This is a genomic window from Burkholderia arboris, from assembly GCF_902499125.1.
GTDB lineage: Bacteria > Pseudomonadota > Gammaproteobacteria > Burkholderiales > Burkholderiaceae > Burkholderia > Burkholderia arboris.
This window is the reverse complement of record NZ_CABVPX010000035.1, coordinates 37,317-59,252: the sequence shown is the minus strand read 5'-3', so window position 1 is coordinate 59,252 and position 21,936 is coordinate 37,317. Positions and strand designations below refer to the sequence as shown.

The following is a 21,936-nucleotide window of genomic DNA, read 5'->3' as shown; positions in this document are numbered from 1 at the left end:
GTCCAGTTTCGCGGAACCCTGCCGCGCCTGGACCACCACCGATCACACGACCCGCATGAAAACTCTCTACAAGCTCGCTCCGCTCGCGATGCTCGGCGCCTTCGCGACCCATGCCTGTGCGCAAAGCAGCATCACGCTGTACGGTCTCATCTCGGCCGGCGTCGGGTTCGCGACCAACCAGGGCGGCAAGAACGCCTGGCAGGCGCTGTCCGGCACGAACCAGAACCCGCGCTGGGGACTGAAGGGCAAGGAGGATCTCGGGCAGGGGCTGTCCGCGATCTTCCAGCTCGAGAACGGCTTCAACGTGATGACGGGCACGGCCGCGCAGAACGGCCGCGAATTCGGGCGCATGGCCTACGTGGGCCTGGCCGACCGCACCTACGGCTCGCTGACGTTCGGCCGCCAGTACGACGCGATCCACGACTACATCGGGCCCGTGATCATCGCGAGCAACGGCGTGAACATCGGCGACAACGACAACGGCTACAACGACATCCGCGTGCAGAACTCGGTGAAGTACGTGAGCCCCGTCTACTACGGCCTGAAATTCACCGCGCTGTACGGCTTCAGCAACGCGACCGGCTTCGCGAACAACAGCGCGTACAGCTTCGGGCTCGGCTACGAGCAGGGCGCGCTGCGCTGGAGCGCGGTCTATGCGCAGTACAACCATCCGTATAGCGCGACGAACCAGGACGGCGCGATCGCGAACGACTATGCGTCGCCGCTGCTGATCTTCAGCAAGAGCGCGATGTCGCCGGCGGCGTACGCAAGCCGGCAGCGGATCGCGGGCACGGGCGGTTTCTACACGATCGGCCGCGCGCAGTTCGCCGCGATGTTCACCGACGTGCGCTACGATTACCTCGACAATTCGCACCTGCATCTGCAGAACCTCGGCGTGAACGTCGTCTACACGATGACGCCGCAGCTCTTTCTCGGCGCCGCGTATGCGTTCACGAACGGCAAGTACGACGTGATCGACAAGCGTCCGAAATGGCACCAGGTGAACCTGCAGGCCGATTACTTCCTGTCGAAACGCACCGACGTCGCGCTGACGGTGATCGCGCAACAGGCGGCCGGCGACGCGGACCATGCGCAGATCTTCGCGTACGCGCGCTCGACCGGCACGCGCCAGATGATGGCGACGCTCGGCGTCCGGCACGTATTTTGAGCGCCCCCCAACCTGCCGCTTCGCGCCAGACCCCCCGAGGGGGTCAGGAAAACGTGGGGCGGCCCGGCGTTTTCTCGAGAGCCCGACCATGACCCATCCGATCGCATCCCGCCGCACCTTCCTGAAACTGTCCGCCGCGCTGGCCGGCACCGCGCTGCTGCCCGAGTCGGGCGCGTTCGCGGCCGGCGGCGACGCCGCGCGCCGCACGGTGATCATCGATACCGACCCGGGGCAGGACGACGCCATCGCGATCCTGCTCGCGCTGGGCGCGCAGGACCGGCTCGACGTGCGCGCGCTGACGGCCGTCGCGGGCAACGTGCCGCTCGACCTGACCGAACGCAATGCGCGGATCATCCGCGACTGGGCCGGCCGCACGAAGACGCTGGCGGTCTATGCGGGCTGCCCGCGTCCGCTCGTGCGCGATCTCGTGACGGCCGCGAACGTGCACGGCAAGACGGGGCTGGAAGGTGTCGAACTGCACGAGCCGCGCGCGCCGCTGGCTGCCGGTCACGCGGTGTCGTACCTCGTCGATACGCTGAGTCGCGCAGCGCCGAACAGCGTGACGCTGTGCGCGCTCGGCCCGCTGACGAACATCGCGACCGCACTGGTCGAAGCGCCGCAGATTCGCGGTGCGCTGCGCGAGATCGTGCTGATGGGCGGCGCGTTCTTCGAGCGCGGCAACATCACGCCGGCCGCCGAGTTCAACATCTACGTCGATCCGCAGGCGGCGGAAGTCGTGTTCGGCAGCGGCGTGCCGATCGTCGTGCTGCCGCGCGACGTCGCGGTGAAGGCGCCGATCACGCCGGCGCGCGTCGCGCCGTTCCGCGCGCTCGGCAATCGCTGCGGCAAGATGGTCGCCGACATCATGGATGCCGAACTCGCGTACAACAAGAAGCGGCGCGGCGTCGAAGACGCGCCGATGTACGACCCGACGGCCGTCGGTTATCTCGTCGATCCGACGTTGTTCGGCGGGCGCAAGGTGAACGTGGTGGTCGAGACGACCGGGCAGTGGACGCTCGGCGAGACGATCGTCGACTGGAACGGGCGCAGCGGCCGCGCGGCGAACGCGACGTGGATCAACGAGGTCGACGCGGACCGCTTCTACGCGACGCTCGTCGAGCGCATCGCGAAGCTGCCCTGAGCGCGGGCCGTTGCAACGCAATCGGGATCAGATGTGCTTTGCAATCCACTCGCGGCACGCACGCACATGCGGGCCGCGATCGTCGGCGGCGAGCGAGATCAGCGAGATCGCACGCGTGACGCGCGGTTTGTCGACACGCAGCGCGACGAGTTCGGGATCGTGCAGATGCATCGTGTAGAGGCTCGGCAGCACGGCGGTCGCGAGACCGTTGCGCGCGAGTGCGTAGAGCGGCTCGGTGTATTCCATCCGGTACGTGACGTTCAGGCGCAGCTTCTCGGCGCCGCCGGTGCGATGCAGCGATTCGCTGACGCTGCCGCGCACGAACACCGCGAGTTCGCGATCGACGAGCTTCGCCCACGTGACGCTCTTCGCGCGGGCAAGCGGATCGTCGTGCCGCACGACGATCACGATCTCGTCCTCGAACAGCTGCCGGTAGCGCAGCGTGCCGTCGTCGCTGTCGGGTTCGCGCACGCCGATGCCGAGATCCGCGACGCTGTCGCGCACGGCTTCGACGAGCGCGCTGTTCGGCAGGTCGGTCAGCGTGAAGCGCAGCGTCGGGTGCGTGCTGCGCAGTGCGTTGAGCGCGGGCAGCAGGCGGCCCGCGACCGACGGGATGAACGCGATGCGCACGGTCTGGATGCGTTCGCCGATGAGCCGCGTCATGTCGTCGAAGGTGCCGCGCGCCTGGTTGAGCAGGCGTTCGGCGAGCGGCAGCACGGCTTCGCCGGCGGTGGTGAGCGTGAGGCGATGCGCGGTACGCGCGAACAGGCGCCCGCCGAGCAGGAACTCGATCTGGCGGATCGACGCGGTGAGCGCGGGCTGCGTGAGCGACAGCGCCTGCGCGGCCTGCGTGAAGCTGCGTGCGTGGGCGAGGACGACGAAGTGCTGGACCTGCCGCAGCGTGAGCGCGGGCAGCAGCGACGAGCGGTCGGACGACATCGGGCAATAACGGTCGGGATGCGGTACGCGGCAGTATAAGACCGCGCCGCAGGAACCGACACAGGACAATATTCGGAATCACAGGAGAACCACCATGTCAGCGACTGACACGATCCCGGCGCGCGCGCCGGCCAACTGGCTCGAGCGCCGCTTCGCGCTTGCTGCGCGCGGCACGAGCGTGCGCACCGAGACGATCGCGGGCGTTACGTCGTTCCTCGCGGCCGCGTACCTGCTCGTCGTGATCCCGTCGCTGCTCGCGACGGGCGGCATGGCGCGCGGCGCGGCGACGACCGCGACGATCATCGTGTTCGTGCTGTTCACGACGCTGATGGGGCTCTACGCGAACCTGCCGTTCCTCGTCGGCCCGGGCATCGGCGGCTCGGTGATCATCGGCGTGACGCTCGCGACGACGGAACACATCGGCTGGCAGACGGGCCTCGGTATCGCATGCGTGTCGGGCGTGCTGTTCTTCCTGCTGACGATACTCGGCGCACGCGGCGTCGTGATGCGGCTGATACCGGTGCAGATCAAGCTCGGGCTCGGCGCGTCGATCGGGCTGTTCGTGACGATGCTCGGGCTGCGCAACGCGGGGATGGTCGTCGCGAATGCGAAGACCAATGCGTTCGCGCTCGGCGACTTCTCGCGGCCGGGCGCGCTCGTCGCGCTGATCGGCCTTGCGGTGGCGATCGTGCTGCAGGCGCGCAAGGTGCCCGGCGCGATCCTGATCGCGATCCTCGTCGCGGCCGCGGCCGGCGTGCCGCTCGGCGTCACGCACCTGCCCGCATCGTTCGTGTCGCTGCCGCACAGCATCGCGCCGATCGCGTTCAAGCTCGACATCCGCAGCGCGTTGAGCCTTGCGGCCGCGCCGTACCTGTTCGCGTTCTTCGCAGCGGAATTCTTCTCGACGCTCGGCACCGCGCTCGCGGTCGGCGCGAAGGCGAACCTGCTCGACGAACACGGCAACCTGCCGAACATCAACCGGCCGTTCCTCGTCGATTCGCTCGCCGCGACGCTCGGGCCGGTGTTCGGCATTCCGGCGCTGACCGCGCTGATCGAATCGGCCGCGGGTGTCGAGGCCGGCGGCCGCAGCGGATTGTCGTCGCTGGCCGCGGCCGTGCTGTTCGCCGCGATGCTGCTGTTCGTGCCGGTCGCGCTCGCGATTCCGAAGGAGGCGACCGCACCGGCGCTGATCCTGATCGGGCTGTCGATGTTCGCGACGATTCGTCATACGCATTTCGACGACTTCACCGATGCGCTGCCCGTGATGTCGATGGTGCTGCTCACGCTGATGTCGAACAGCTTCGGCACCGGCATTGCAGGCGGGCTGTTGTGCTACGTGCTCGTCAAGCTGCTGGCTGGCCGCTGGCGCGACGTGTCGTGGGGGCTCGTCGTGCTCGCGATTCCGCTCGGCTACTACTTCTGGACCGTCGTGAAGCCGCACTGAGAGACGGCTTTCGCGACGCAATGGCACTACCGAAAAGAGACTGATATGAAGGGAACACCAGGCAACGTCCCGGCCGCGCGCACGGGTATCGAGATCACGCCGGCCCATCGGGCCTTCTTCCACGCGCTGCCGAAGGTCGAGCTGCATTGCCACCTGCTCGGCGCGGTGCGGCACGACACGTTTGTCGCACTCGCGGAGCGCAGCGGCGCGCCGATCGAGCGCGCGGAAATCGACGCGTTCTATGCACGCGGCGAGAAGCCGGTCGGCGTGCTGCATGTGCTGCGCGCGCTCGACAAGTATCTGCTCACGCAGCCCGACGACCTGCGGCGGATCGCGTACGAGTATCTGGAGGACGCGGCCGCGCACAACGTTCGGCATGCAGAATTCTTCTGGAATCCGACCGGAACGGTGCACGTATCGGGTATTGCATACGCGGACGCGCAAGCCGCAATCGTGACGGGGATCCGCGATGCCGCGCGCGATTTCGGGATCGGCGCACGCCTGATCCCGAGCATCGACCGCGAGCAGGATCCAGACGAAGCCGTTGCGATCGTCGAGTGGATGAAGGCGAACCGCGCGGACGAAGTGGCGGGGCTCGGCATCGATTATCGCGAGAACGACCGGCCGCCGGAACTGTTCTGGAAGGCGTACCGCAATGCGCGAGAGGCCGGCTTGCGCACGACCGCGCATGCGGGCGAGTTCGGGATGCCGTGGCGCAACGTCGAAACGGCCGTCGACCTGCTGCAGGTCGATCGCGTCGATCACGGCTATACGATCGTCGACAACCCCGAGCTGTGCGCGCGCTACGCGGAACGCGGGATCGTCTTCACCGTCGTGCCGACGAATTCGTACTACCTGCGGACGTTGCCGCCCGAGCAATGGGCGGAGCTGCATCCGATGCGCAAGATGCCGGGCCTCGGGCTGAAGATCCATCCGAACACCGACGATCCGACGCTGCACAAGGTCAATCCGAGCGAAGCGTGGGAGCTGATGTTCAGCCACTTCGGATTCACCGTGGCCGACCTGAGGCAGTTCATGCTGAACGGGATCGACGGCGCGTGGGTCGACGATGCAACGAAGGCGGCGTGGCGTGCCGCGTGGGCGCCGGCGTTCGACACGCTGGCAGAGACGCTCGCGGCAGGCTGAGCGCGGCGGCGTGTTGCGCCGGCCGGTGCTTCAGCCGGCCGGCGGCCCCGCGATCAACGGAAGAACTTCAGCCAGTCGAACAGGCCCGAATGCTGCGGGCGCCGCTTCGGCGCCGGCGCGCTGCGCGGCCGGAAGTCGGGCGAAAACTGTACGTGCGAATCGATCGCCCGCGCACGCAGCGCCGCGTCGTAGAACGAGCCGACGATCGGCAGCGCGCTGTGCGCGCCCGCGCCCCAGTAGTCGCTGCGCAGCGTCACGCTGCCGTCGTCGAAGCCGACCCACGCGCCGGCCACGAGTTGCGGATGCATCAGGATGAACCAGCCGTCCGCGTTGTCCTGCGTCGTGCCCGTCTTGCCGGCCACATCGATACGGATCCCGTAGCGCGACCGGATGTCGGCCCCGGTGCCGCGATCGACGACATCGCGCATCACGTCGACGAGCGTCTGTGCGGCCGGCACCGGCAGCGCGCGTTCGGGCGGTGCGCTGCCGAACGCGGCGAGCACCTTGCCGTTGCGGTCCTCGATGCGCGTGATCATCTGCGGCGCGACGTACACGCCGCGGTTCGCGATCGTGCCGTACGCGGACACCATTTCCTTCAGCGTGACGGGGCTCGTGCCGAGCGCGAGCGACGGCACCGCGTCGAGCGGACTGTCGCGCACGCCCATCGCGCGCGCAAGCTGCGCGACCTTCGCGGCGCCTTCGTGCTGCATCACCTGCGCGGTGACGCGGTTGCGCGACAGCGCGAGCGCATCGCGCAACGTCATCGGCTCGCCCGTCGGCGGCTCAGCATCGGTCGGACGCCACACGGCGCGGCCGTCGACCGGAATGGCGACGGGGCGGTCGACGAACGTATCGTCCGGCCGCATGCCGTCCGCGAACGCGGCGCCATAGACGAACGGCTTGAACGTCGAACCCGGCTGGCGCCGCGCCTGCGCGACGTGGTCGAACGGCTCGCTGCCGAAATCGGGGCTGCCGACCCATGCACGGATCGCGCCGTTGCGCGGATCGATCGCGACGAAGCCGGCCTGTATCTGCGTCTTGCGCGCGCACAGCGCGCGCAAGAAATCTCGGTTTGCGCCGAGCTGCTTCAGCGCCGGCACATCGGCGAGCCCCGTGTCGCGGGCCTGGCGATACTCGGGCGTCTGGCGGATGAAGCCGCGGAACAGGTCGTTGCGCAGCCCGCAGCCGGACGGGCCGCGCCATGCGCTGTCGGCGATCGACTGCAGCCGTTCGGTCTGCTGCGTCAGCGCCTGCGTCGCCATGTCCTGCAGTTGCGCATCGAGCGTCGTGCGCACGATGAGGCCGTCGGCGTAGAGATCGTAGTTGTTGCGGTCGGCCCACGCGATCAGCCACTTGCGCAGCTGGACCGCGAAATGCGGTGCGAGGCTCGGCTGCGCCGTCTGCGGTTCGAAGTCGACGCGCAGCGGCTGGCGTTGCAGTTTCGCAAGCTGCCGCGGTGTGAGCATGCCCATCTGCGCCATCCGGCCGAGCACGATGTTGCGCCGCTGGACCGCGCGTTCCGGATTCAGCACCGGGTTGTAGTAGCTATTGCCCTTCAGCATCCCGACGAGCGTTGCGCTTTCCGCGATGTCGAGCTGGTCGGCCGACTTGCCGAAGTAGGTGCGCGCGGCCATTTCGACGCCGTACGCGTTGTACAGGAACGGCACCGTATTCAGGTAGGTCTCGAGAATCTCGTCCTTGCTGTACACCGATTCGATCTTGAACGCGGTGATCAGCTCCTTCACCTTGCGCGTGAGCGTCGGCGCGCGGCCGATTTCGTCCGGATACAGGTTGCGTGCGAGCTGTTGGGTGATCGTCGAGCCGCCCTGGCGGTCGCCGGAGAAGGTATGCAGCCCGGCCGCGAGCGTGCGGCGCAAGTCGATGCCGTGGTGTGAATAGAAGCGGTGGTCCTCGGTTGCGATCAGCGCGTCGACCATGTGCGGCGAGATCTGCTTGAGCGGCACCCATTCGCGGTTCACGGGCCGGAACTCGGCGATCAGCTGGCCGTCGGCCGACAGCACGCGCGCGGGGCGGTCGATGCGCGCCTTGCGGATGTCGCCGATGCTCGGCGTGAGCGGGACGAACGCGAGCAGGCCCAGCAGGCCCAGCACGGGTATCGCGGCGAGCGTCAGCGCCACGCCGCGCCGCGTCGGATGGCGCAGGCGATGCAGCGCCCCCGCGCACAGCGCGCGGAGGCGCGCGCGGCAGGCGGCGGCGCGCGGCGCAAAACGGGCGCGGCAACGGAGCCAAGCATCTCGGAGAAACGGCACGAAGCGATTCAAGGCGGCTGGAGCGTGGATGGAAGACGCGCGATCCTAGCAAACGGCGCACGCGCTCCGGCGGCCGAAACGGCCGTTTGCTTGCAGGATTTACAGACGATTACGTTTGTTGCCCGCCGACAACCTTTTACCGCGCGCGGGGGCGCGATTCCGCTGACGAAACCACGTCCGCGAGCCGCTGTGCGGCGGCTTCCATCTGCGCGCGGCCGAACCCGCCGAAGCCGAGCACGAGCCCCGGGCGGGCCGTGCCGGGCGCGAACATCGGCGACACGGCGCGCACCGCGACGCCGGCCTGCGCGGCGCGTGCGACCACGTCGAGATCGTCGATGCCTTCCGCGAGCCACAGCACGACGTGCATCCCCTGGTCGCCCGGCTGCACCCACGCGCGTTCGCGCGGCAGCCGCGCGCCCAGCGTGTCGATCAGCAGCGCGCGCTGTTCCGCGTACACGCCCCGCACACGGCGGATGTGGCGATCGAGATGACCTTCGGCGATGAACGCGGCCAGCACGTGCTGGTCGGCGGTCGGCGCATGGCGATCCATCAGCACGCGCGCGCCGCACAACGCGGGCACGAGTTCGTCGGGCACGATCACGTAGCCGAGCCGCAGCGACGGAAACAGGATCTTGCTGAACGTGCCGAGGTAGATCACGCGATCGGGGTCGAGCCCCTGCAGCGACGGGAACGGATAGCCTTCGTAGCGCAGCTCGCTGTCGTAATCGTCTTCGACCACCCAGGCGTGCTGCGCGCGCGCCCACGCGAGCAGCGCGTTGCGCCGCGCCATGCTCAGCGGCATGCCGAGCGGGTACTGGTGCGACGGCGTGACGAACGCGACGCGCGCATCCGGCGCGAGACGGATGCCGGCATCGACGTCGAGGCCGTCCGCGTCCACCGGCACGCGCACCATTGCGTCGCGCCGCCCGGTGCTTTCGAGCAGCGCGGTGATGCCGCGATAGGCCGGATTCTCGACCCAGGCGCGGTCGCTTTGGCCGAGCAGCACCTGGCTTGCCAGATGCAGTCCCTGCTGGGTGCCGCTCGTGATGACGACCTGGCCGGCATCGCAGCGCACCGAGCGCGACCGGCGCACATAATCGGCGATCGCTTCGCGCAGCGGCAGCGCGCCTTGCGGATCGGCATAGCCGGACGGCGCGCCGGCGCCGCGGGCGCGCAGGCGGTTGCCGAGCCGGCGCCAGATGTCGTCGGGCGCGGTGAGGCCGACCGGCACCGAGATCGCGAACGGCATGGCCGGCAACGGGTTGAATTCGCGGGCGATCCGCGCGAAGGTGGCCGCGGGCTCGGGCAGGCCGGCATGCGCCGGGCGCTGACGTCGCGCAGGGGGGGCGGGCGCGTTGCCGGGCGGCGTTTCGGCGAGCGCGTTCGCGACCCGCGTGCCCGCGCCGCCGCGCGATTCGAGACAGCCTTCTGCGATGAGCTGCGCATACGCATCGACGACGGTGCCGCGCGCGACCTGCAGCGACGTCGCCAGCAGCCGGGTGGACGGCAGCGTGTCGCCCGGCCGGACGTCGCCGCGGCGCACGGCGTCGCGCAGCGCCTGGGCGAGCTGGCGGCTCAGGTCGCCGGCCGCGCGGTCGAGCGCGCCGAGCGACGGGATTTCGACGATCCGGGCCGTTCTTGCCATGATTCTGGTCTGCTGAAATTGTTTCAAACCGGCTCTACAGCATAAACCAGTTTGGGATCACAATCGCCGCATGACGGGCCCGCGCCCGCGCCCGCGCCATTTCAATCCCGCACGACCGTGGAGCCAGCATGTACGTCCCTGCCGATTTCAACGAGCCCAACCCCGACGTGCTGCGCGAGCTGATCGTGCAGCATCCGTTCGGCAGCCTGATTACGCACGGCAAGAGCGGGCTCGACGCGAACCACATTCCGTTCGAACTGCTGCCCGACGACGGCGGGCTCGGCGAACTGCATGCGCACGTCGCCCGCGCGAATCCGGTCTGGCAGGACGTCGCGGACGGCGACGAGGTGCTCGTGATCTTCCGCGCCGGCGACGCGTACATCTCGCCGAACTGGTACCCGAGCAAGCACGTCGCGCACCGGCAGGTGCCGACGTGGAACTACGTGGCCGTGCATGCGCACGGCCGCATCACGGTGCGCGACGACGAGAAGTTCGTGCGCGGCGTGGTCGCGCGGCTCACGCGCACGCACGAGGCGTCGCAGCCGGTGCCGTGGAAGATGGGCGACGCGCCGAAGGACTACATCGACACGATGCTGCAGGCGATCGTCGGGCTGCAGATCGAGATCACGCGGTTCGTCGGCAAGCGCAAGCTCGGGCAGAACAAGGCCGAGGCCGATATCCGGGGCGCCGGCGAAGCGTTGGTCGCGGACGGCCAGCTCGCGATCGGCGAAGCGATGCTCGCGGCGGCCGATGCAAAGCGCGAGTGAGGGCATGACGCGAGCGCGGGCGCGCGCCGCGCCCGCATGCCGCCCCGGTCACTGCGTGCGCGTCGCGTCCTTCGCCGGTGTGCCCGCCTGCGCGAGCGCACCGCGAATCGCGGCCTCGGTCTTGTCGTACCCGCCTTCGCCGTAGCGCGTATAGACGACCTTGCCGTTCGCATCGATCAGGTACAGCGCGGGCCAATACTGGTTCCCGTACGCGCGCCACGTGTCGTAGCGGTTGTCCTGCGCGACCGGGTACCGGATATCGAAGCGCTTGATCGCCTCGGCGACGTTGCCCGCGTCGCGCTCGAACGGATATTCCGGCGTATGCACGCCGACCACGACCAGCCCCTGGTCGCGATACTTCCGGTACCAGTCGTTCACGTACGGAATCGTATGAATGCAGTTGATGCACGAGTACGTCCAGAAATCGACGAGCACGACCTTGCCGCGCAACTGGCCGAGCGTCAGCGGCGCGCTGTTGTGCCAGCGGTCGATGCCGGTGAAATCCGGCGCGGGCGTGCCGGCCAGCGACGCCTGCATGCTCGCGTCGTCGCGGGTGCCGGCGAAGGCGGCGAGCCCGGCCGTGGCGGCGAGGGCGATGACGATGGCGGCAGTCTTGAGTCGGGGCAGCATGGCGTTCTCCTGATCGGTGGGCCGCTGCTCGGAGGCGCGGCCGGACGGGTTTCGACAGGCCCCATTAGGCGGCGCCGACGTATCTGCGATGTGTCCGGCCGGCCGCGCGTGTGCAATGTTGTGTGTCGTCATGGCCGCGCGATACATTGGGATACAAACGCGTGCCCGCCGTGCGGTATAAAAGCGGACATCGAATGCCCGAACTACGACACCGACAACGACTCATGGACAAGATCGACCACGTGCTGATCGTCGACGACGATCGCGCGATCCGCGAACTGATCGCGGACTACCTGGAGAAGAACGGCATGCGCGTGTCGCTGGCCGCGAACGGCCGCGAGATGCGCAACGTGCTGGACGACGGCGCCCCCGACCTGATCGTGCTCGACCTGATGATGCCGGGCGAGGACGGCCTCACGCTGTGCCGCGACCTGCGCGCCGGCAAGTTCCGCACGGTACCGGTGCTGATGCTGACCGCACGCGGCGAGGAAACCGACCGCATCATCGGTCTCGAGATGGGCGCCGACGACTACCTGGCCAAGCCGTTCGCGGTGCGCGAGCTGCTCGCGCGGATCCGCTCGGTGCTGCGCCGCGCGCGCATGCTGCCGCCCGGCATGCAGGTGACGGAAACGGCCGAGATGCTCGCGTTCGGCGAATGGCGGCTCGACACGACCGGGCGTCACCTGCTCGACGCCGAAGGCACGCTGGTCGCGCTGAGCGGCGCCGAATACCGGCTGCTGCGCGTGTTTCTCGACAACCCGCAGCGCGTGCTGACGCGCGACCAGCTGCTCAACCTCACGCAGGGGCGGCAGTCCGACCCGTTCGACCGCTCGATCGACCTGCTCGTGAGCCGGCTGCGCCAGCGCCTGCGCGACGGCGCGCGCGAACCGCGCTATATCAAGACGCTGCGCAACGAGGGCTACGTGTTCTCGTCGGCCGTGACCGCCGTCGACGGTACGCCATGAGCGCGCGCACGCTGTGGCACTGGCCGCGCTCGCTGTTCGCGCGGCTCGCGCTGATCCTGTGCGTGGGACTCGCGCTTGCGCAGACGCTGTCGTTCTGGCTCACCGTGACCGAGCGCGACCAGGCGACCACCAACCTGATGATGGGCTACATCGAGCGCGAGGTCGCGAGTTCGGTCGCGCTGCTCGACCACTTGCCGCCGGCCGAGCGCGCCGCGTGGCTGCCGCGTCTCGCGCGGCGCAGCTATGCGTTCATCCTCGGGCCGGGCGAGACCGGCACGCCGCCCGAAGCGCGGCTGTCGGCGCGCGTCGAGCGCTCGATCTCGGACGGCATCGGCGGCGACTATCCGCTGACCGCGAATGCGATTCCCGGCGACCGCGAACATCTGCAGGTGCATCTGCGGCTGACCGACGGGTCGCCGCTGACGATCGACATCCATCCGATGTCGACGGTGCCGCTGTCCGGCTGGCTGCCGGTCGTGCTCGTGCTGCAGCTCGCGGTGCTGGCCGCGTGCTGCTGGCTCGCGGTGCGGCTCGCGACGCGGCCGCTCAAGCAGCTCGCGCAGGCTGCCGACGCGCTCGGTCCGGACCTGAAGGGCGAGCGGCTGAACGAAGGCGGGCCGTCGGAAGTCGCGCGTGCCGCACGGGCGTTCAACGCAATGCAGGATCGCATCGCGCAGTACATGGCCGAGCGCATGCAGATCCTCGCGTCGATCTCGCACGACCTGCAGACGCCGATCACGCGGATGCGGTTGCGCGTCGACGTGATGGAAGACGACACGCAGGGCGCGAAGCTGCGCCAGGACCTGATCGAGATGGAGCATCTGGTGAAGGAGGGCGTCGCGTACGCGCGGACGCTGCACGGCACCGAGGAAGCCGCACGCCGCATCGATCTCGACGCGCTGCTCGACAGCATCGTGTGCGACTACACGGACGCGGGGCAGGACGTCGCGCTGCACAGCCGCGCGCCGCTCGCGCTCGTGACGCGGCCAAAGGCGCTGCGCCGCATCGTCGGCAACCTCGTCGACAATGCGCTGAAGTTCGCGGGCGCGGCCGAGATCGACGTGCAGGCCGCGCCGGACGGCGGCGCGGTGATTGCCGTGCTCGACCGCGGGCCCGGCATTCCGGCCGATCAGCTCGACGCGGTGTTCGAGCCGTTCCGGCGCGTGGAGACGTCGCGCAACCGCGATACGGGCGGCACGGGGCTGGGTCTGGCGATCGCGAAGCAACTCGCGCTCGCGATGGGCGGCACGCTCACGTTGAACAACCGGCCCGACGGCGGCGGGCTGGAGGCGCGGCTCACGCTGAGGAACGCGGGGTGATACGGCGCGGCGCGTGAGCGTCGCGGTTTCACGGTTTCAGGTTCATGCCGGCGTGCAAGCCGAACCTGAAGCACGCGGCGTCACATACGTTGCAGATGCGCGTCGACGAGCGGCGCGAGTGCTTGCGCATGCACGGCCGCGAGGTCGTGCCGGCCGCCCGGCACGACCTGCAGCCGTGCATCGGGCAGCCGCTCGAGCAGGCGCCGGCCGGCCGCGACGGGGCTGATCGGATCGTCGTCGCCCCACAGCAGCAGCGTCGGCTGCGCGATGCGGCCGATTTCTTGCGAAAAGTCCGCGCGGAACGTCAGGAACCAGTCGGGCAACTGCGGGTTCGCTTCGGCGAAACCGGCCCGCCAGTCCTGCGCACCGAGTCCTGCCATGTCGAGCCCGCCGGACGTGACCGTCAGCACGAGGTGCGTGACGAGCCCGGGCTTGTCGAGCGCCGCGCGCATCGCGATCACGCCGCCCATCGATTGGGCCAGCACGGCGGTGGGCCGGTCGATCTGCTCGAGGACATCACGTACGAGGCTGTCGAAATCGTCGACGGCCGGATCATGCGGCGTGTCGCCGAAACCCGGATAGGCGACGATCCGTCGCTCGGCCGGATGCGTCAGCAGGTTGGCCAGCGGTTGCCAGAAGGCAGTGCTGCCCGATGCGCCGGGCAGGAAGAGCAGTTGCGACGGAACGGGCATGGCGTCCGGTTGTCCTTTAATCGACGTGAAGCGGGATGACGGGGCGATGCTTGCGTGTCAGCAGCGGCCGGTGCGCAGCGCGACGGTCCAGTCGTCGCGCCCGCGCGAGGCCGCGGTGACGGCGGCCGTGTGCCAGTCGTATTCGACCGCATGGAATTCGACGTTCCAGCCGGCCGCCGTGCGCGACACCATCGCGTAGCGCGCATGCGGCGAGCCCGTCTCGATGCGGTGCGGATGCGGCAGGTCGTCCTCGTATGCCTGCAGCCCGACGCTGCCCGGATTGACGATCAGCCGGCCGTCGTCGAGCTTCGCGGTGCGCGGTACGTGCGTGTGGCCGCACAGGATCAGCGATGCCGTTTCGTTGCCCGCGCGCTGCGCGACTTCATCGGGCGTGGCCGCGCGGCAGCCGTCGGGCGTGACCGTTTCGAGGAAGTAGACGAGATCGCTGGCCGGCGTGCCGTGCACCATCAGCACGTCGCCGTCGAGCGCCAGGCGCTCGGGCAGTGCGGCGATCCACGTGCGGTGGTCGTCGCGCAGCGTGTCGTGCGCCCAGCGATCGGACAGCCGCATCGCTTCGCGATCGTAGGTAAGCAACTGCCGTTCGTGATTGCCCTTGACGGTCGGCAGATCGAGCGCGATCAGGCGGTCGGCCGTTTCGGCCGGATGAAGTGCGCCCGACACGATGTCGCCGAGATTGACGATCACGTCGGCGCCGCGGCGGCGGACGTCGTCGAGCACCGCGTCGAGCGCGGCGAGGTTGCCGTGGATATCGGACAGCGCGGCGATTTTCATGGCGGAGCGTCGATGAGGGGAACGGCGATTGTCGCCAATTCGGCGCGGGCCGTCCAATCGCTTCACGGCATCGGCGCGCGATGCCAGGGACGGCGCGTCAGTCGGTCGCGAGCCGCGCGTACATCGCGAAATCGCCCGGCGTGCCGCGCACCATCTTGTAGGCGCGCAACAGCCCTTCGTAGCGGTAGCCGCACTTCTGCAGCACGCGTGCGGAGCCCGCGTTGCCGGTCAGCACGACGGCCTGCATGCGCATGAAGCCTTCGTTCGCGAAGGCCCACGCGGTGACGGCTTCGCACACCGCGCTCGCGATGCCGCGCCCCCAGTGCGATGGCGCGAGGTCGTACGCAATCTCCGCCGAGCGGTTCACGGTGGACACCGTATGCAGCCCGATCGTCCCGGCGAGCGTGCCCGATGCGGTATCGACGATCGCGAGACGCCGGATCGAATCCGGGTCGGCCGATTCGATGTTGTCGAACAGCGGCAGCAGATCGTCGGGTGTGCGCAGGTTCCAGCTCGTGTGGTGGAAGACGTCGGGGTTCGACAGGTACGCGTACCACGCGTCGAGATCCGCGCGGTCGAGTTGCCGGAGCGACAGGCCGGGGAAGCCGGCGCCGGGCGGTGCGGCGATTTTCATCGGAACCTGCTCCTATGCCGCATGACGCCGGTACAGCGCCAGCGAACCGGCGAGCGCGAGCAGCATCGCGCCGCACGTGCGGTCGAGCCACAGTGCGCCCGAGCGCTTCAGCAACCGCACCGCGCGTGCGCCGAGCAGCGCGTAGCCGAACATCACCGCGCCGTCGAGCAGCGCGAACGTGACCGCGAGCGCGACGTACTGCGGCGCGAGCGGCGCGGACGGATCGAGGAACTGCGGCAGGAACGCGGAGAAGAACAGGTAGCCCTTCGGGTTCGTGACCGCGGTCAGGAGGCTCTTCGCGAAGATCGACGCATTGCGTTCGGTTGCCGTGCCGTTTTGCGCGGCGGCGACATCGAGCGACCCCTTCGACATCAGCAGCCGGATGCCGACGTACGCGAGGTACGCGGCGCCGAGCCACTTCACCACCGAGAACCAGAACGCCGACGCCATCAGCAGCGCGCCGAGGCCGAGCGCGACCGCGACGATCAGCACGAAGTCGGACAGCATCGCGCCCGCGAAACCGTAAGCCGCGCGTCGCACGCCATGGCGCGAGCCGTTGGTCAGCGCGAGCAGCACGGTCGGGCCGGGCGTCGCGATGCCGACGAACGCGACGGCGGCGAAGATCAGCAGAGTCGTTGCATGCATGAAGGAACTCCCGATGGAAGGTGCGCGTTCGATTATCGGGGGCGCCGGCCCGTGCTGTACAGACGCGGCAGCCATCCGCGACGGCCGTGCATCGACTATCTCGATTTTGACAAAAAACTGTTGCCATTATTCCGCTTTGGAAAGGAACCGGTTCTAACTACCATGGCGGCCGCAGCGGGCACGCCCGCCGCGTCGTCGCGCGCGGACGCCGCCGGCCTCGCACCGCCGGCGGATGTCGGCGCCCGTGCGCGCTACTCGCAACTGCCAGCCAGAACAACGGGTTCACCGCCCGGAGACATAAAACCATGAACAAGCAACTGATCGCAGCGCCGCTGCTGCTCTCGCTCGCGGGTATCGCCGCCGCGCAAAGCTCCGTTACGCTGTACGGCATCGTCGACGCGGGCGTGACCTATCGCAGCAACGAACGGGTCGGCTCGGCGGGCGCGTACACCGGCCATTCGAGCGTCGGGCTCACGACCGGCAACCTGTCCGGCAGCCGCTGGGGCATCAAGGGTTCCGAGGATCTCGGCGGCGGGATGCGCGCGCTGTTCGTCCTCGAGAACGGCTTCGACATCACGAACGGCACGTCGGGCCAGGGTGGCCGCCAGTTCGGCCGTCAGGCGTTCGTCGGCGTCGGCAGCGACCGCTACGGCACGATCACGCTCGGCCGTCAGTACACGTCGCTCGACGATTTCGTGAGCCCGGTCGGCCCGTCGTCGTTCATCGGCGGCTTCGGCGCACACCCGGGCGACATCGACGATCTCGACCAGACGGCGCGCGTCGACAGCTCGATCAAGTACACGAGCGCGAACTACTCGGGCTTCACGTTCGGCGCGCTGTACGGCTTCGGCGGCCAGCCGGGCAGCATGAAGCAGCGCAACACGTGGAGTGTGGGCGCGGCGTACGCGGCGGGCCCGCTGCGCGTCGGCGTCGGCTACGAGCGCTCGGACAACAGCAAGACGGGCGCGACCGACCCGACGGCCGGCAAGTGGCAGAGCACCGATGACGGCCTCTTCAACTCGTCGATCAACGAAGGCTATGCGAGCGCGCAATCGCAGCAGGTGATCGCGACGGGCGCGACGTACGACTTCGGCCCGGCCATCGTCGGCGTGAACTACAGCAACGTGCAGTACCGCAGCGGTGGCCAGTCGTTGTTTGCCGGTCACGCGACGTTCAACGTCGCGGGCGTGTTCACGCGCTGGAACGTGCAGCCGCAGACGCAACTGTTCGCGGGCTACAGCTACACGCGCGGCAGCAGTGTCGACGGCGTCGACGATCGTGCGCAATATCACAACGTCACGCTCGGCGCCGTCTACGACCTGTCGAAGCGCACCAGCGTGTACCTGCTCGGCGCGTACCAGCATGCATCGGGCATGACGCTCGACGCGCTCGGCCGGCCGGTGGCCGCGACTGCGTCGGTGTCCGACAAGGCGAACGGCCACTCGTCGGACTCGCGGTCGCAGGCGATCGTCAGCCTCGGGCTGCGCCAGAAGTTCTGATGTAACGGTCGTTGCGACCGCAACGAGGCCCGCCGCCAAGGCGGGTCCCGTAGCAGGCATGCTCCCGTGACTGCCCTGCCGGCACCGCGTGATCGACGTCGTCGATGCGCTGCCGACATGCGCCGACGCCCGGGACGGCCCGGCGCCCGGCCACGCGAACCGAACGATCGCACCCGCGCGCCGGCATGACCGGCGCGCGGTGTTCCCCGCCGCACTCCTCCTTTCTCTCCCGTTTCAGTATGCAAGTCGCGACAACGCGATTGCGCGGCGCATTATTTTTTCTCTTTCATTTCAATTTCGATTTGTAATCATTGAAACGATTTCCGGGGAATGAAATGGTCATGCGGTCATGTCAGAAAAAATGACGTATTCGCATTGACTGGCCCGGAAGAAAATGCCGGGTAAAAGCACCGAAATCGTACGCCCGGCCGCTGTTGCGGCGTGGTTTCGCGGGGTTGACCTTCGTTGACGAAAAAGCGCCGGACGGCAAAAGGCGCGGAGTGAATAATTCGGGATAACGGCGAATGCGCTTTTGCCGGAATCACCAATATTTCATGCGCCGCGATTTACAGTGTCGACCATTGATCGTCTGGGAGCATTATTCATGTCAATGAAACAAATCCGCGCGGCGTTGCTGGGAATGTGCATGGCGATGCTGGCGCCGGCGAGCCACGCGCAGGTGCAGTACTCGACGGACTGGCTCGCGAACACGTACGGCACGCTGGTCTCGCACGTGGGCAACGGCGCGCGCTCGATGTGGGTCGCGCCGGAGGGCGTGATCTACACGGCGTCGCGCTGGGACGAGAACGCGGGCGGCGTCGCGCTCTACCAGAACGGCCAGCCGCTCGGCACGATCGGCATCCACGACGAATTCCAGGGCGGTGCGATCACCGGCAACTCGACATCGCTGTTCGTCGCGCTCGGCTACAACCGCACGTTCGGCAGCGGCTCGGTAGGCCGCTACAACCGGAGCACGAACCAGCGCGACCTGCGCATCCCGGTCAGCACGTGGACGGGCATCCAGTATGCGGACGTGATCACGGGCCTCGCGACGGCCGGCAACCTGCTGTACGTGAGCGACTTCTACGGCAACCGCGTGCGCGTCTATACGACCGACGGCGTATGGCAGCGCGACATCGGCGTATCGGGGCCCGGCGCGCTGGCGCTCGACGCGGCCGGCAACCTGTGGGTCGCACGCAAGAGCGCGGGCGTCGTCGCGCAGTTCAGCGCGACCGGCACGGCGATGAACACGCTCCAGATGGCGGCCGGCGCGCGGCCGGGGTCGCTGTACTTCGATGCGTCGACGGGCCAGCTGATGGTGGGCGACCAGGGGCCCGACATGAACATCAAGGTCTACGGCGGGCTTCCCGGGCTGCCGGCGCAGGTCGGCACGTTCGGCGTGCAGGGCGGCTATCTCGACACGACGACGGGCATCAAGGGGCAGGTCGGCGACAAGCGCTTCACGCGCGTCGCCGCGCTCGGCAAGGATTCGGGCGGCAACCTGTACGTGCTGAACAACGCGTGGGGCGGCGGCTGGGATCTCGGCCGCAACGGCAGCACGGATCTTCATTCGTACAGCCCGACGGGCGCGCTGCAATGGAAGCTGCAGGCGCTGAATTTCGAGGGGATCGCCGCGCCCGACCCGGTCACCGACGGCACGTTGTTCTACAGCGGCAACAACGTCTATACGGGCACCGCGGGCGGCACGTTCGTCGCGAACACGGTCGACCCGTTCACCTATCCGAAGGACCCGCGCCTCGACATGAACGACTACCAGCGCGGCCAGCATTTCGGCCAGCTCGTGAACGTCGGCGGCAACCGGATCCTCGTCGCGTCGGGCCAGAACCCGGGCAACTTCAACTTCTATTACTTCAACAACGCGAGCGGCTACATCGCGATTCCGGCCGGCTCGCTTCCCGGCAAGCCGTTCAACACGACGCTGCAGGTGACGGCCGGCTTCGACATCGACGGCAACGGCGACGTGTGGGCCGGGCTGAACGGATCGAACGTGATCACGCGTTATCCGATGACGGGCTTCGACGCGACCGGCAAGCCGTCGTGGGGCAAACCGGCGACGACGCCCGTGCCGGGCAGCGTGGCGCCCGTCGCGCGCATCCTCTACCAGGCCGACAGCGACACGATGATCCTCGCGCAGGGCCTCGCGGGCAACTGGGACTGGACCGCGATGAACGGGCACATCGAGGTCTATCACGGCTGGAAGAACGGCAACACGAGCGCGCCGAATCCGGTGATCAACCTGACGAGCGCGAACCCGAAATCGATCGCGGCGGCCGGCCACTACCTGTTCGTCGGTTACGTGCACACGGTGCCGAACATCGACATATTCGACCTGAACACCGGCGCGCTCGTCACGACGCTGACGAATTCGAATACGTCGGCGATGGACGTCGGCAACGACGTCGATTCGATGTACGGCGTGCGTGCGTACCTGCGCTCGACCGGCGAGTACGTGATCACCAAGGACAACTACAACGGGTCGAGCATCGTCGTGTATCGCTGGCATCCGTGACCGCGCCGGCCGGGTCGGTCGCATCGACCGGCGCGGCCGGACGTCATGGCGCGCCGAGCACGCGGCCGTTCACGCTGCGCCCGTACATCGAGTCGGGCGAATCGTGGAACTTCGCGCGCGTGTCCTGCACGGAGCCCGTGAAGCGCGGGTCCTGCGGGCGTTCGTGGCTGTCCATGAAGGTCGCGACGTCCCACGCTTCCTGGTCGGTCAGCGTGCCGCCGAGCCCGAGCGGCATGTTGGCCTTGATGAAGCCGGCTGCGTTGTGGATGTCGCCCATTCCCGCGCCCCAGTTGAACGAGCGTGCGCCCCACAGCGCGGGGAACGCCGGCTTGCCGCCGCTCGACTGGCCCTGGCCGTCGGCGCCGTGGCACAGCGCGCAGTGCTGCGTGTAGACGGCGGCGCCGCGTGCGTAGTCGGCCTTCTGCGCGGGCGGCGGCAGTTTCGGGAAACCCTGGCCCGGCAGCTTCGTGCCGACCGGCGCGCCCTTCGCGAGCCAGTACGAATACGTTTCGAGCGCGACGAGGACCGGATCGCCGGCCGGCGGCGCCTTGCCGTTCATGCTGTAGCGGAAGCACCCCTGCAGGCGCTCGGCGAACGTGTTCACGTGGCCGTTCTTGGCGCGGTACGCCGGATACAGCAGGTACGCGGCCCACATCGGGCTCGAGTCGGGCCGGCGGCCGGCGTCGAGGTGGCAGCTCGCGCAGGTCAGCTTGTTGCCGACGTACTTGCCCGCGAACTCGGGCGTATGCAGGAAGATCTGCTCGCCGAGCCTGACGGTCTTGCCGAAGTCGTCGGCCGGAATCGCCGATTCGGGCGGCGGTGTGAACGATTTGGCCGCCGGCGCGGATGCGGCGGGGGCGATTGCCGGAGCGGAAGCGGCGGCCGGTGCGTCCTGCGGGGCCGCCGCGAAGGCGAGCGCGGGCAGCCAGGCCGCGCCGAGCAGCGTCGCGCGGGCGTGGCGGATCAGCATCGTGCGGTCGATCATCGCTTGTCTCCTTGTGCTGCGCCGCCGCGCGCATAGTAGGCGGCCACCGCGTCGATGTCGGCATCGGACAGCTTGCCGGCGATCATCGGCATCAATCCCATTGGCCCGGGCGGCCGCGTGCCGTGTTTCCAGCCGTTCAACTGGCCGGCGATGTAGGCGGCCGGCTGGCCCGCGAGCGGCGGGAACGCGGTGCCCACGCCGAGGCCGCCGGGGCCGTGACATTGCGCGCACGCGGGCAGGCCCTGCGACCAGCGCCCGCGCGTGGCGAGCCACGCGCCCGCGTTCGCCGGATCGATCGACGCATCGTCGGGGGTGAAGACGCCGGCCGGCGCGGGCAGGCTCGCGAAGTACGCGGATACCGCATCGCGTTCGTGCGCCGACAGCAGTTTCGAGAGCGGCTGCATGACCGGGTTCTGGCGGCTGCCGTCCGCGAATGCGGCGAGCTGCGCGGACAGATACGCGGCGTTCGTGCCCGCGAGGCGCGGGAAGCCGGCCGCCGCGTTGCCTTCGCCCTGGCTGCCGTGGCAGCCGATGCAGGCGGCGGCGCCCGTCGCCGTGCCCTGTGTCGCGATCGTCTTGCCGGGCGTTGCATCGTCCGCGTGCGCGTGGCCGGCCAGCAGCGCGGCCGCGGCGAGCAGCAGCGGTGCGAACCGGCGTCGCGGTGTATCGACCGTATCGTTCACGTATCCCCTCCTTGTTGTATGTGGCGTGCGCGCCGCACGGCG

General features: G+C 68.7%; 20 protein-coding genes. 10 read left to right on the top strand and 10 right to left on the bottom strand.

Features of this window, described 5'->3' with window-relative positions:
- Positions 1-55: 55 nt before the first annotated feature.
- Together BLA15945_RS31265 and BLA15945_RS31260 are read left to right on the top strand one after the other, a co-directional pair.
- A complete protein-coding gene (locus BLA15945_RS31265) occupies positions 56-1,168 on the top strand; it encodes a porin (protein ID WP_059238945.1) in 1,113 nt (370 codons plus the stop codon).
- Positions 1,169-1,256: 88 nt separating this feature from the next.
- Entirely contained in the window at positions 1,257-2,309 is a 1,053-nt protein-coding gene (locus BLA15945_RS31260; protein ID WP_174994197.1) for a nucleoside hydrolase, read from the top strand.
- A gap of 27 nt (positions 2,310-2,336) precedes the next feature.
- Here BLA15945_RS31260 and BLA15945_RS31255 read toward each other — a convergent pair whose 3' ends face one another.
- Positions 2,337-3,248 (bottom strand): LysR family transcriptional regulator, encoded by a 912-nt coding sequence (locus BLA15945_RS31255; protein ID WP_059238949.1) that lies wholly within the window; start codon positions 3,246-3,248, stop codon positions 2,337-2,339.
- A gap of 94 nt (positions 3,249-3,342) precedes the next feature.
- Between BLA15945_RS31255 and BLA15945_RS31250 the strand changes: the two genes are divergently transcribed.
- Both BLA15945_RS31250 and add read left to right on the top strand, forming a co-directional pair.
- Positions 3,343-4,692, top strand: coding sequence for an NCS2 family permease (locus BLA15945_RS31250; protein WP_174994196.1), 1,350 nt, complete (start codon positions 3,343-3,345; stop codon positions 4,690-4,692).
- A gap of 45 nt (positions 4,693-4,737) precedes the next feature.
- Positions 4,738-5,838: an adenosine deaminase gene (gene add / locus BLA15945_RS31245; RefSeq protein ID WP_059238952.1), complete on the top strand. Its 1,101-nt coding sequence runs from the start codon at positions 4,738-4,740 to the stop codon at positions 5,836-5,838.
- Between the two features lie 53 nt (positions 5,839-5,891).
- Here add and BLA15945_RS31240 read toward each other — a convergent pair whose 3' ends face one another.
- Entirely contained in the window at positions 5,892-8,120 is a 2,229-nt protein-coding gene (locus tag BLA15945_RS31240; protein ID WP_174994195.1) for a penicillin-binding protein 1A, read from the bottom strand.
- A gap of 124 nt (positions 8,121-8,244) precedes the next feature.
- The gene (pdxR, locus tag BLA15945_RS31235; protein WP_174994194.1) at positions 8,245-9,753 is read right to left on the bottom strand and encodes a MocR-like pyridoxine biosynthesis transcription factor PdxR; all 1,509 of its coding nucleotides are present in this window, start codon (positions 9,751-9,753) and stop codon (positions 8,245-8,247) included.
- 128 nt (positions 9,754-9,881) lie between these two features.
- Between pdxR and BLA15945_RS31230 the strand changes: the two genes are divergently transcribed.
- Positions 9,882-10,520 carry an FMN-binding negative transcriptional regulator gene (locus BLA15945_RS31230; RefSeq protein WP_174994193.1) on the top strand — a complete coding sequence of 213 codons (639 nt, stop codon included), beginning with the start codon at positions 9,882-9,884 and terminating at the stop codon, positions 10,518-10,520.
- A 48-nt stretch (positions 10,521-10,568) separates the two neighbouring features.
- Here the strand turns inward: BLA15945_RS31230 and BLA15945_RS31225 are convergent, their stop codons facing one another.
- Positions 10,569-11,150 (bottom strand): thioredoxin family protein, encoded by a 582-nt coding sequence (locus tag BLA15945_RS31225; protein ID WP_174994192.1) that lies wholly within the window; start codon positions 11,148-11,150, stop codon positions 10,569-10,571.
- 224 nt (positions 11,151-11,374) lie between these two features.
- Here BLA15945_RS31225 and BLA15945_RS31220 point away from each other — a divergent pair, with 224 nt between their 5' ends.
- Positions 11,375-12,115: a response regulator gene (locus BLA15945_RS31220; protein ID WP_034190595.1), complete on the top strand. Its 741-nt coding sequence runs from the start codon at positions 11,375-11,377 to the stop codon at positions 12,113-12,115.
- The gene (locus BLA15945_RS31215; protein WP_059238963.1) at positions 12,112-13,434 is read left to right on the top strand and encodes an ATP-binding protein; all 1,323 of its coding nucleotides are present in this window, start codon (positions 12,112-12,114) and stop codon (positions 13,432-13,434) included. The genes BLA15945_RS31220 and BLA15945_RS31215 overlap by 4 nt, the downstream gene beginning before the upstream one ends.
- An 80-nt stretch (positions 13,435-13,514) precedes the next feature.
- Here BLA15945_RS31215 and BLA15945_RS31210 read toward each other — a convergent pair whose 3' ends face one another.
- The 4 genes from BLA15945_RS31210 to BLA15945_RS31195 all read right to left on the bottom strand — a co-directional run bounded on the left by BLA15945_RS31210 (position 13,515) and on the right by BLA15945_RS31195 (position 16,197).
- The gene (locus BLA15945_RS31210; RefSeq protein ID WP_059238965.1) at positions 13,515-14,126 is read right to left on the bottom strand and encodes an alpha/beta fold hydrolase; all 612 of its coding nucleotides are present in this window, start codon (positions 14,124-14,126) and stop codon (positions 13,515-13,517) included.
- A 57-nt stretch (positions 14,127-14,183) separates the two neighbouring features.
- Positions 14,184-14,918 (bottom strand): metallophosphoesterase family protein, encoded by a 735-nt coding sequence (locus BLA15945_RS31205; protein ID WP_059238968.1) that lies wholly within the window; start codon positions 14,916-14,918, stop codon positions 14,184-14,186.
- 97 nt (positions 14,919-15,015) lie between these two features.
- Entirely contained in the window at positions 15,016-15,552 is a 537-nt protein-coding gene (locus BLA15945_RS31200) for a GNAT family N-acetyltransferase (protein WP_059238970.1), read from the bottom strand.
- Between the two features lie 12 nt (positions 15,553-15,564).
- Positions 15,565-16,197, bottom strand: a complete 633-nt coding sequence (locus tag BLA15945_RS31195) for a LysE family translocator (RefSeq protein WP_059238971.1) — start codon at positions 16,195-16,197, stop codon at positions 15,565-15,567.
- A 305-nt stretch (positions 16,198-16,502) separates the two neighbouring features.
- Here BLA15945_RS31195 and BLA15945_RS31190 point away from each other — a divergent pair, with 305 nt between their 5' ends.
- The 3 genes from BLA15945_RS31190 (at position 16,503) to BLA15945_RS31180 (ending at position 20,226) form a co-directional block, all read left to right on the top strand.
- Positions 16,503-17,696, top strand: coding sequence for a porin (locus tag BLA15945_RS31190; protein ID WP_174994191.1), 1,194 nt, complete (start codon positions 16,503-16,505; stop codon positions 17,694-17,696).
- Positions 17,697-17,784: 88 nt separating this feature from the next.
- Positions 17,785-18,030 (top strand): hypothetical protein, encoded by a 246-nt coding sequence (locus tag BLA15945_RS31185; protein WP_174994190.1) that lies wholly within the window; start codon positions 17,785-17,787, stop codon positions 18,028-18,030.
- A gap of 270 nt (positions 18,031-18,300) precedes the next feature.
- Positions 18,301-20,226: an NHL repeat-containing protein gene (locus BLA15945_RS31180; protein WP_059238976.1), complete on the top strand. Its 1,926-nt coding sequence runs from the start codon at positions 18,301-18,303 to the stop codon at positions 20,224-20,226.
- A 43-nt stretch (positions 20,227-20,269) separates the two neighbouring features.
- On the opposite strand, the gene BLA15945_RS31175 is transcribed toward BLA15945_RS31180, so the two are convergent.
- Both BLA15945_RS31175 and BLA15945_RS31170 read right to left on the bottom strand, forming a co-directional pair.
- The gene (locus BLA15945_RS31175) at positions 20,270-21,211 is read right to left on the bottom strand and encodes a c-type cytochrome (RefSeq protein WP_174994189.1); all 942 of its coding nucleotides are present in this window, start codon (positions 21,209-21,211) and stop codon (positions 20,270-20,272) included.
- The gene (locus tag BLA15945_RS31170) at positions 21,208-21,894 is read right to left on the bottom strand and encodes a c-type cytochrome (protein WP_059238980.1); all 687 of its coding nucleotides are present in this window, start codon (positions 21,892-21,894) and stop codon (positions 21,208-21,210) included. Before BLA15945_RS31170 ends, BLA15945_RS31175 begins: the two co-directional genes overlap by 4 nt.
- Positions 21,895-21,936 lie beyond the last annotated feature (42 nt).

What these genes read in the sequence shown, in the direction of transcription:
- add (WP_059238952.1), top strand. Translation starts at nt 4,738, where the DNA reads ATGAAGGGAACACCAGGCAACGTCCCGGCCGCGCGCACGGGTATCGAG.
- BLA15945_RS31250 (WP_174994196.1), top strand. Translation starts at nt 3,343, where the DNA reads ATGTCAGCGACTGACACGATCCCGGCGCGCGCGCCGGCCAACTGGCTC.
- BLA15945_RS31215 (WP_059238963.1), top strand. Translation starts at nt 12,112, where the DNA reads ATGAGCGCGCGCACGCTGTGGCACTGGCCGCGCTCGCTGTTCGCGCGG.
- BLA15945_RS31220 (WP_034190595.1), top strand. Translation starts at nt 11,375, where the DNA reads ATGGACAAGATCGACCACGTGCTGATCGTCGACGACGATCGCGCGATC.
- BLA15945_RS31175 (WP_174994189.1), bottom strand. Translation starts at nt 21,211, where the DNA reads ATGATCGACCGCACGATGCTGATCCGCCACGCCCGCGCGACGCTGCTC.
- BLA15945_RS31180 (WP_059238976.1), top strand. Translation starts at nt 18,301, where the DNA reads ATGTCAATGAAACAAATCCGCGCGGCGTTGCTGGGAATGTGCATGGCG.
- BLA15945_RS31265 (WP_059238945.1), top strand. Translation starts at nt 56, where the DNA reads ATGAAAACTCTCTACAAGCTCGCTCCGCTCGCGATGCTCGGCGCCTTC.
- BLA15945_RS31225 (WP_174994192.1), bottom strand. Translation starts at nt 11,150, where the DNA reads ATGCTGCCCCGACTCAAGACTGCCGCCATCGTCATCGCCCTCGCCGCC.
- BLA15945_RS31190 (WP_174994191.1), top strand. Translation starts at nt 16,503, where the DNA reads ATGAACAAGCAACTGATCGCAGCGCCGCTGCTGCTCTCGCTCGCGGGT.
- BLA15945_RS31255 (WP_059238949.1), bottom strand. Translation starts at nt 3,248, where the DNA reads ATGTCGTCCGACCGCTCGTCGCTGCTGCCCGCGCTCACGCTGCGGCAG.
- BLA15945_RS31230 (WP_174994193.1), top strand. Translation starts at nt 9,882, where the DNA reads ATGTACGTCCCTGCCGATTTCAACGAGCCCAACCCCGACGTGCTGCGC.
- pdxR (WP_174994194.1), bottom strand. Translation starts at nt 9,753, where the DNA reads ATGGCAAGAACGGCCCGGATCGTCGAAATCCCGTCGCTCGGCGCGCTC.
- BLA15945_RS31210 (WP_059238965.1), bottom strand. Translation starts at nt 14,126, where the DNA reads ATGCCCGTTCCGTCGCAACTGCTCTTCCTGCCCGGCGCATCGGGCAGC.
- BLA15945_RS31260 (WP_174994197.1), top strand. Translation starts at nt 1,257, where the DNA reads ATGACCCATCCGATCGCATCCCGCCGCACCTTCCTGAAACTGTCCGCC.
- BLA15945_RS31195 (WP_059238971.1), bottom strand. Translation starts at nt 16,197, where the DNA reads ATGCATGCAACGACTCTGCTGATCTTCGCCGCCGTCGCGTTCGTCGGC.
- BLA15945_RS31200 (WP_059238970.1), bottom strand. Translation starts at nt 15,552, where the DNA reads ATGAAAATCGCCGCACCGCCCGGCGCCGGCTTCCCCGGCCTGTCGCTC.
- BLA15945_RS31205 (WP_059238968.1), bottom strand. Translation starts at nt 14,918, where the DNA reads ATGAAAATCGCCGCGCTGTCCGATATCCACGGCAACCTCGCCGCGCTC.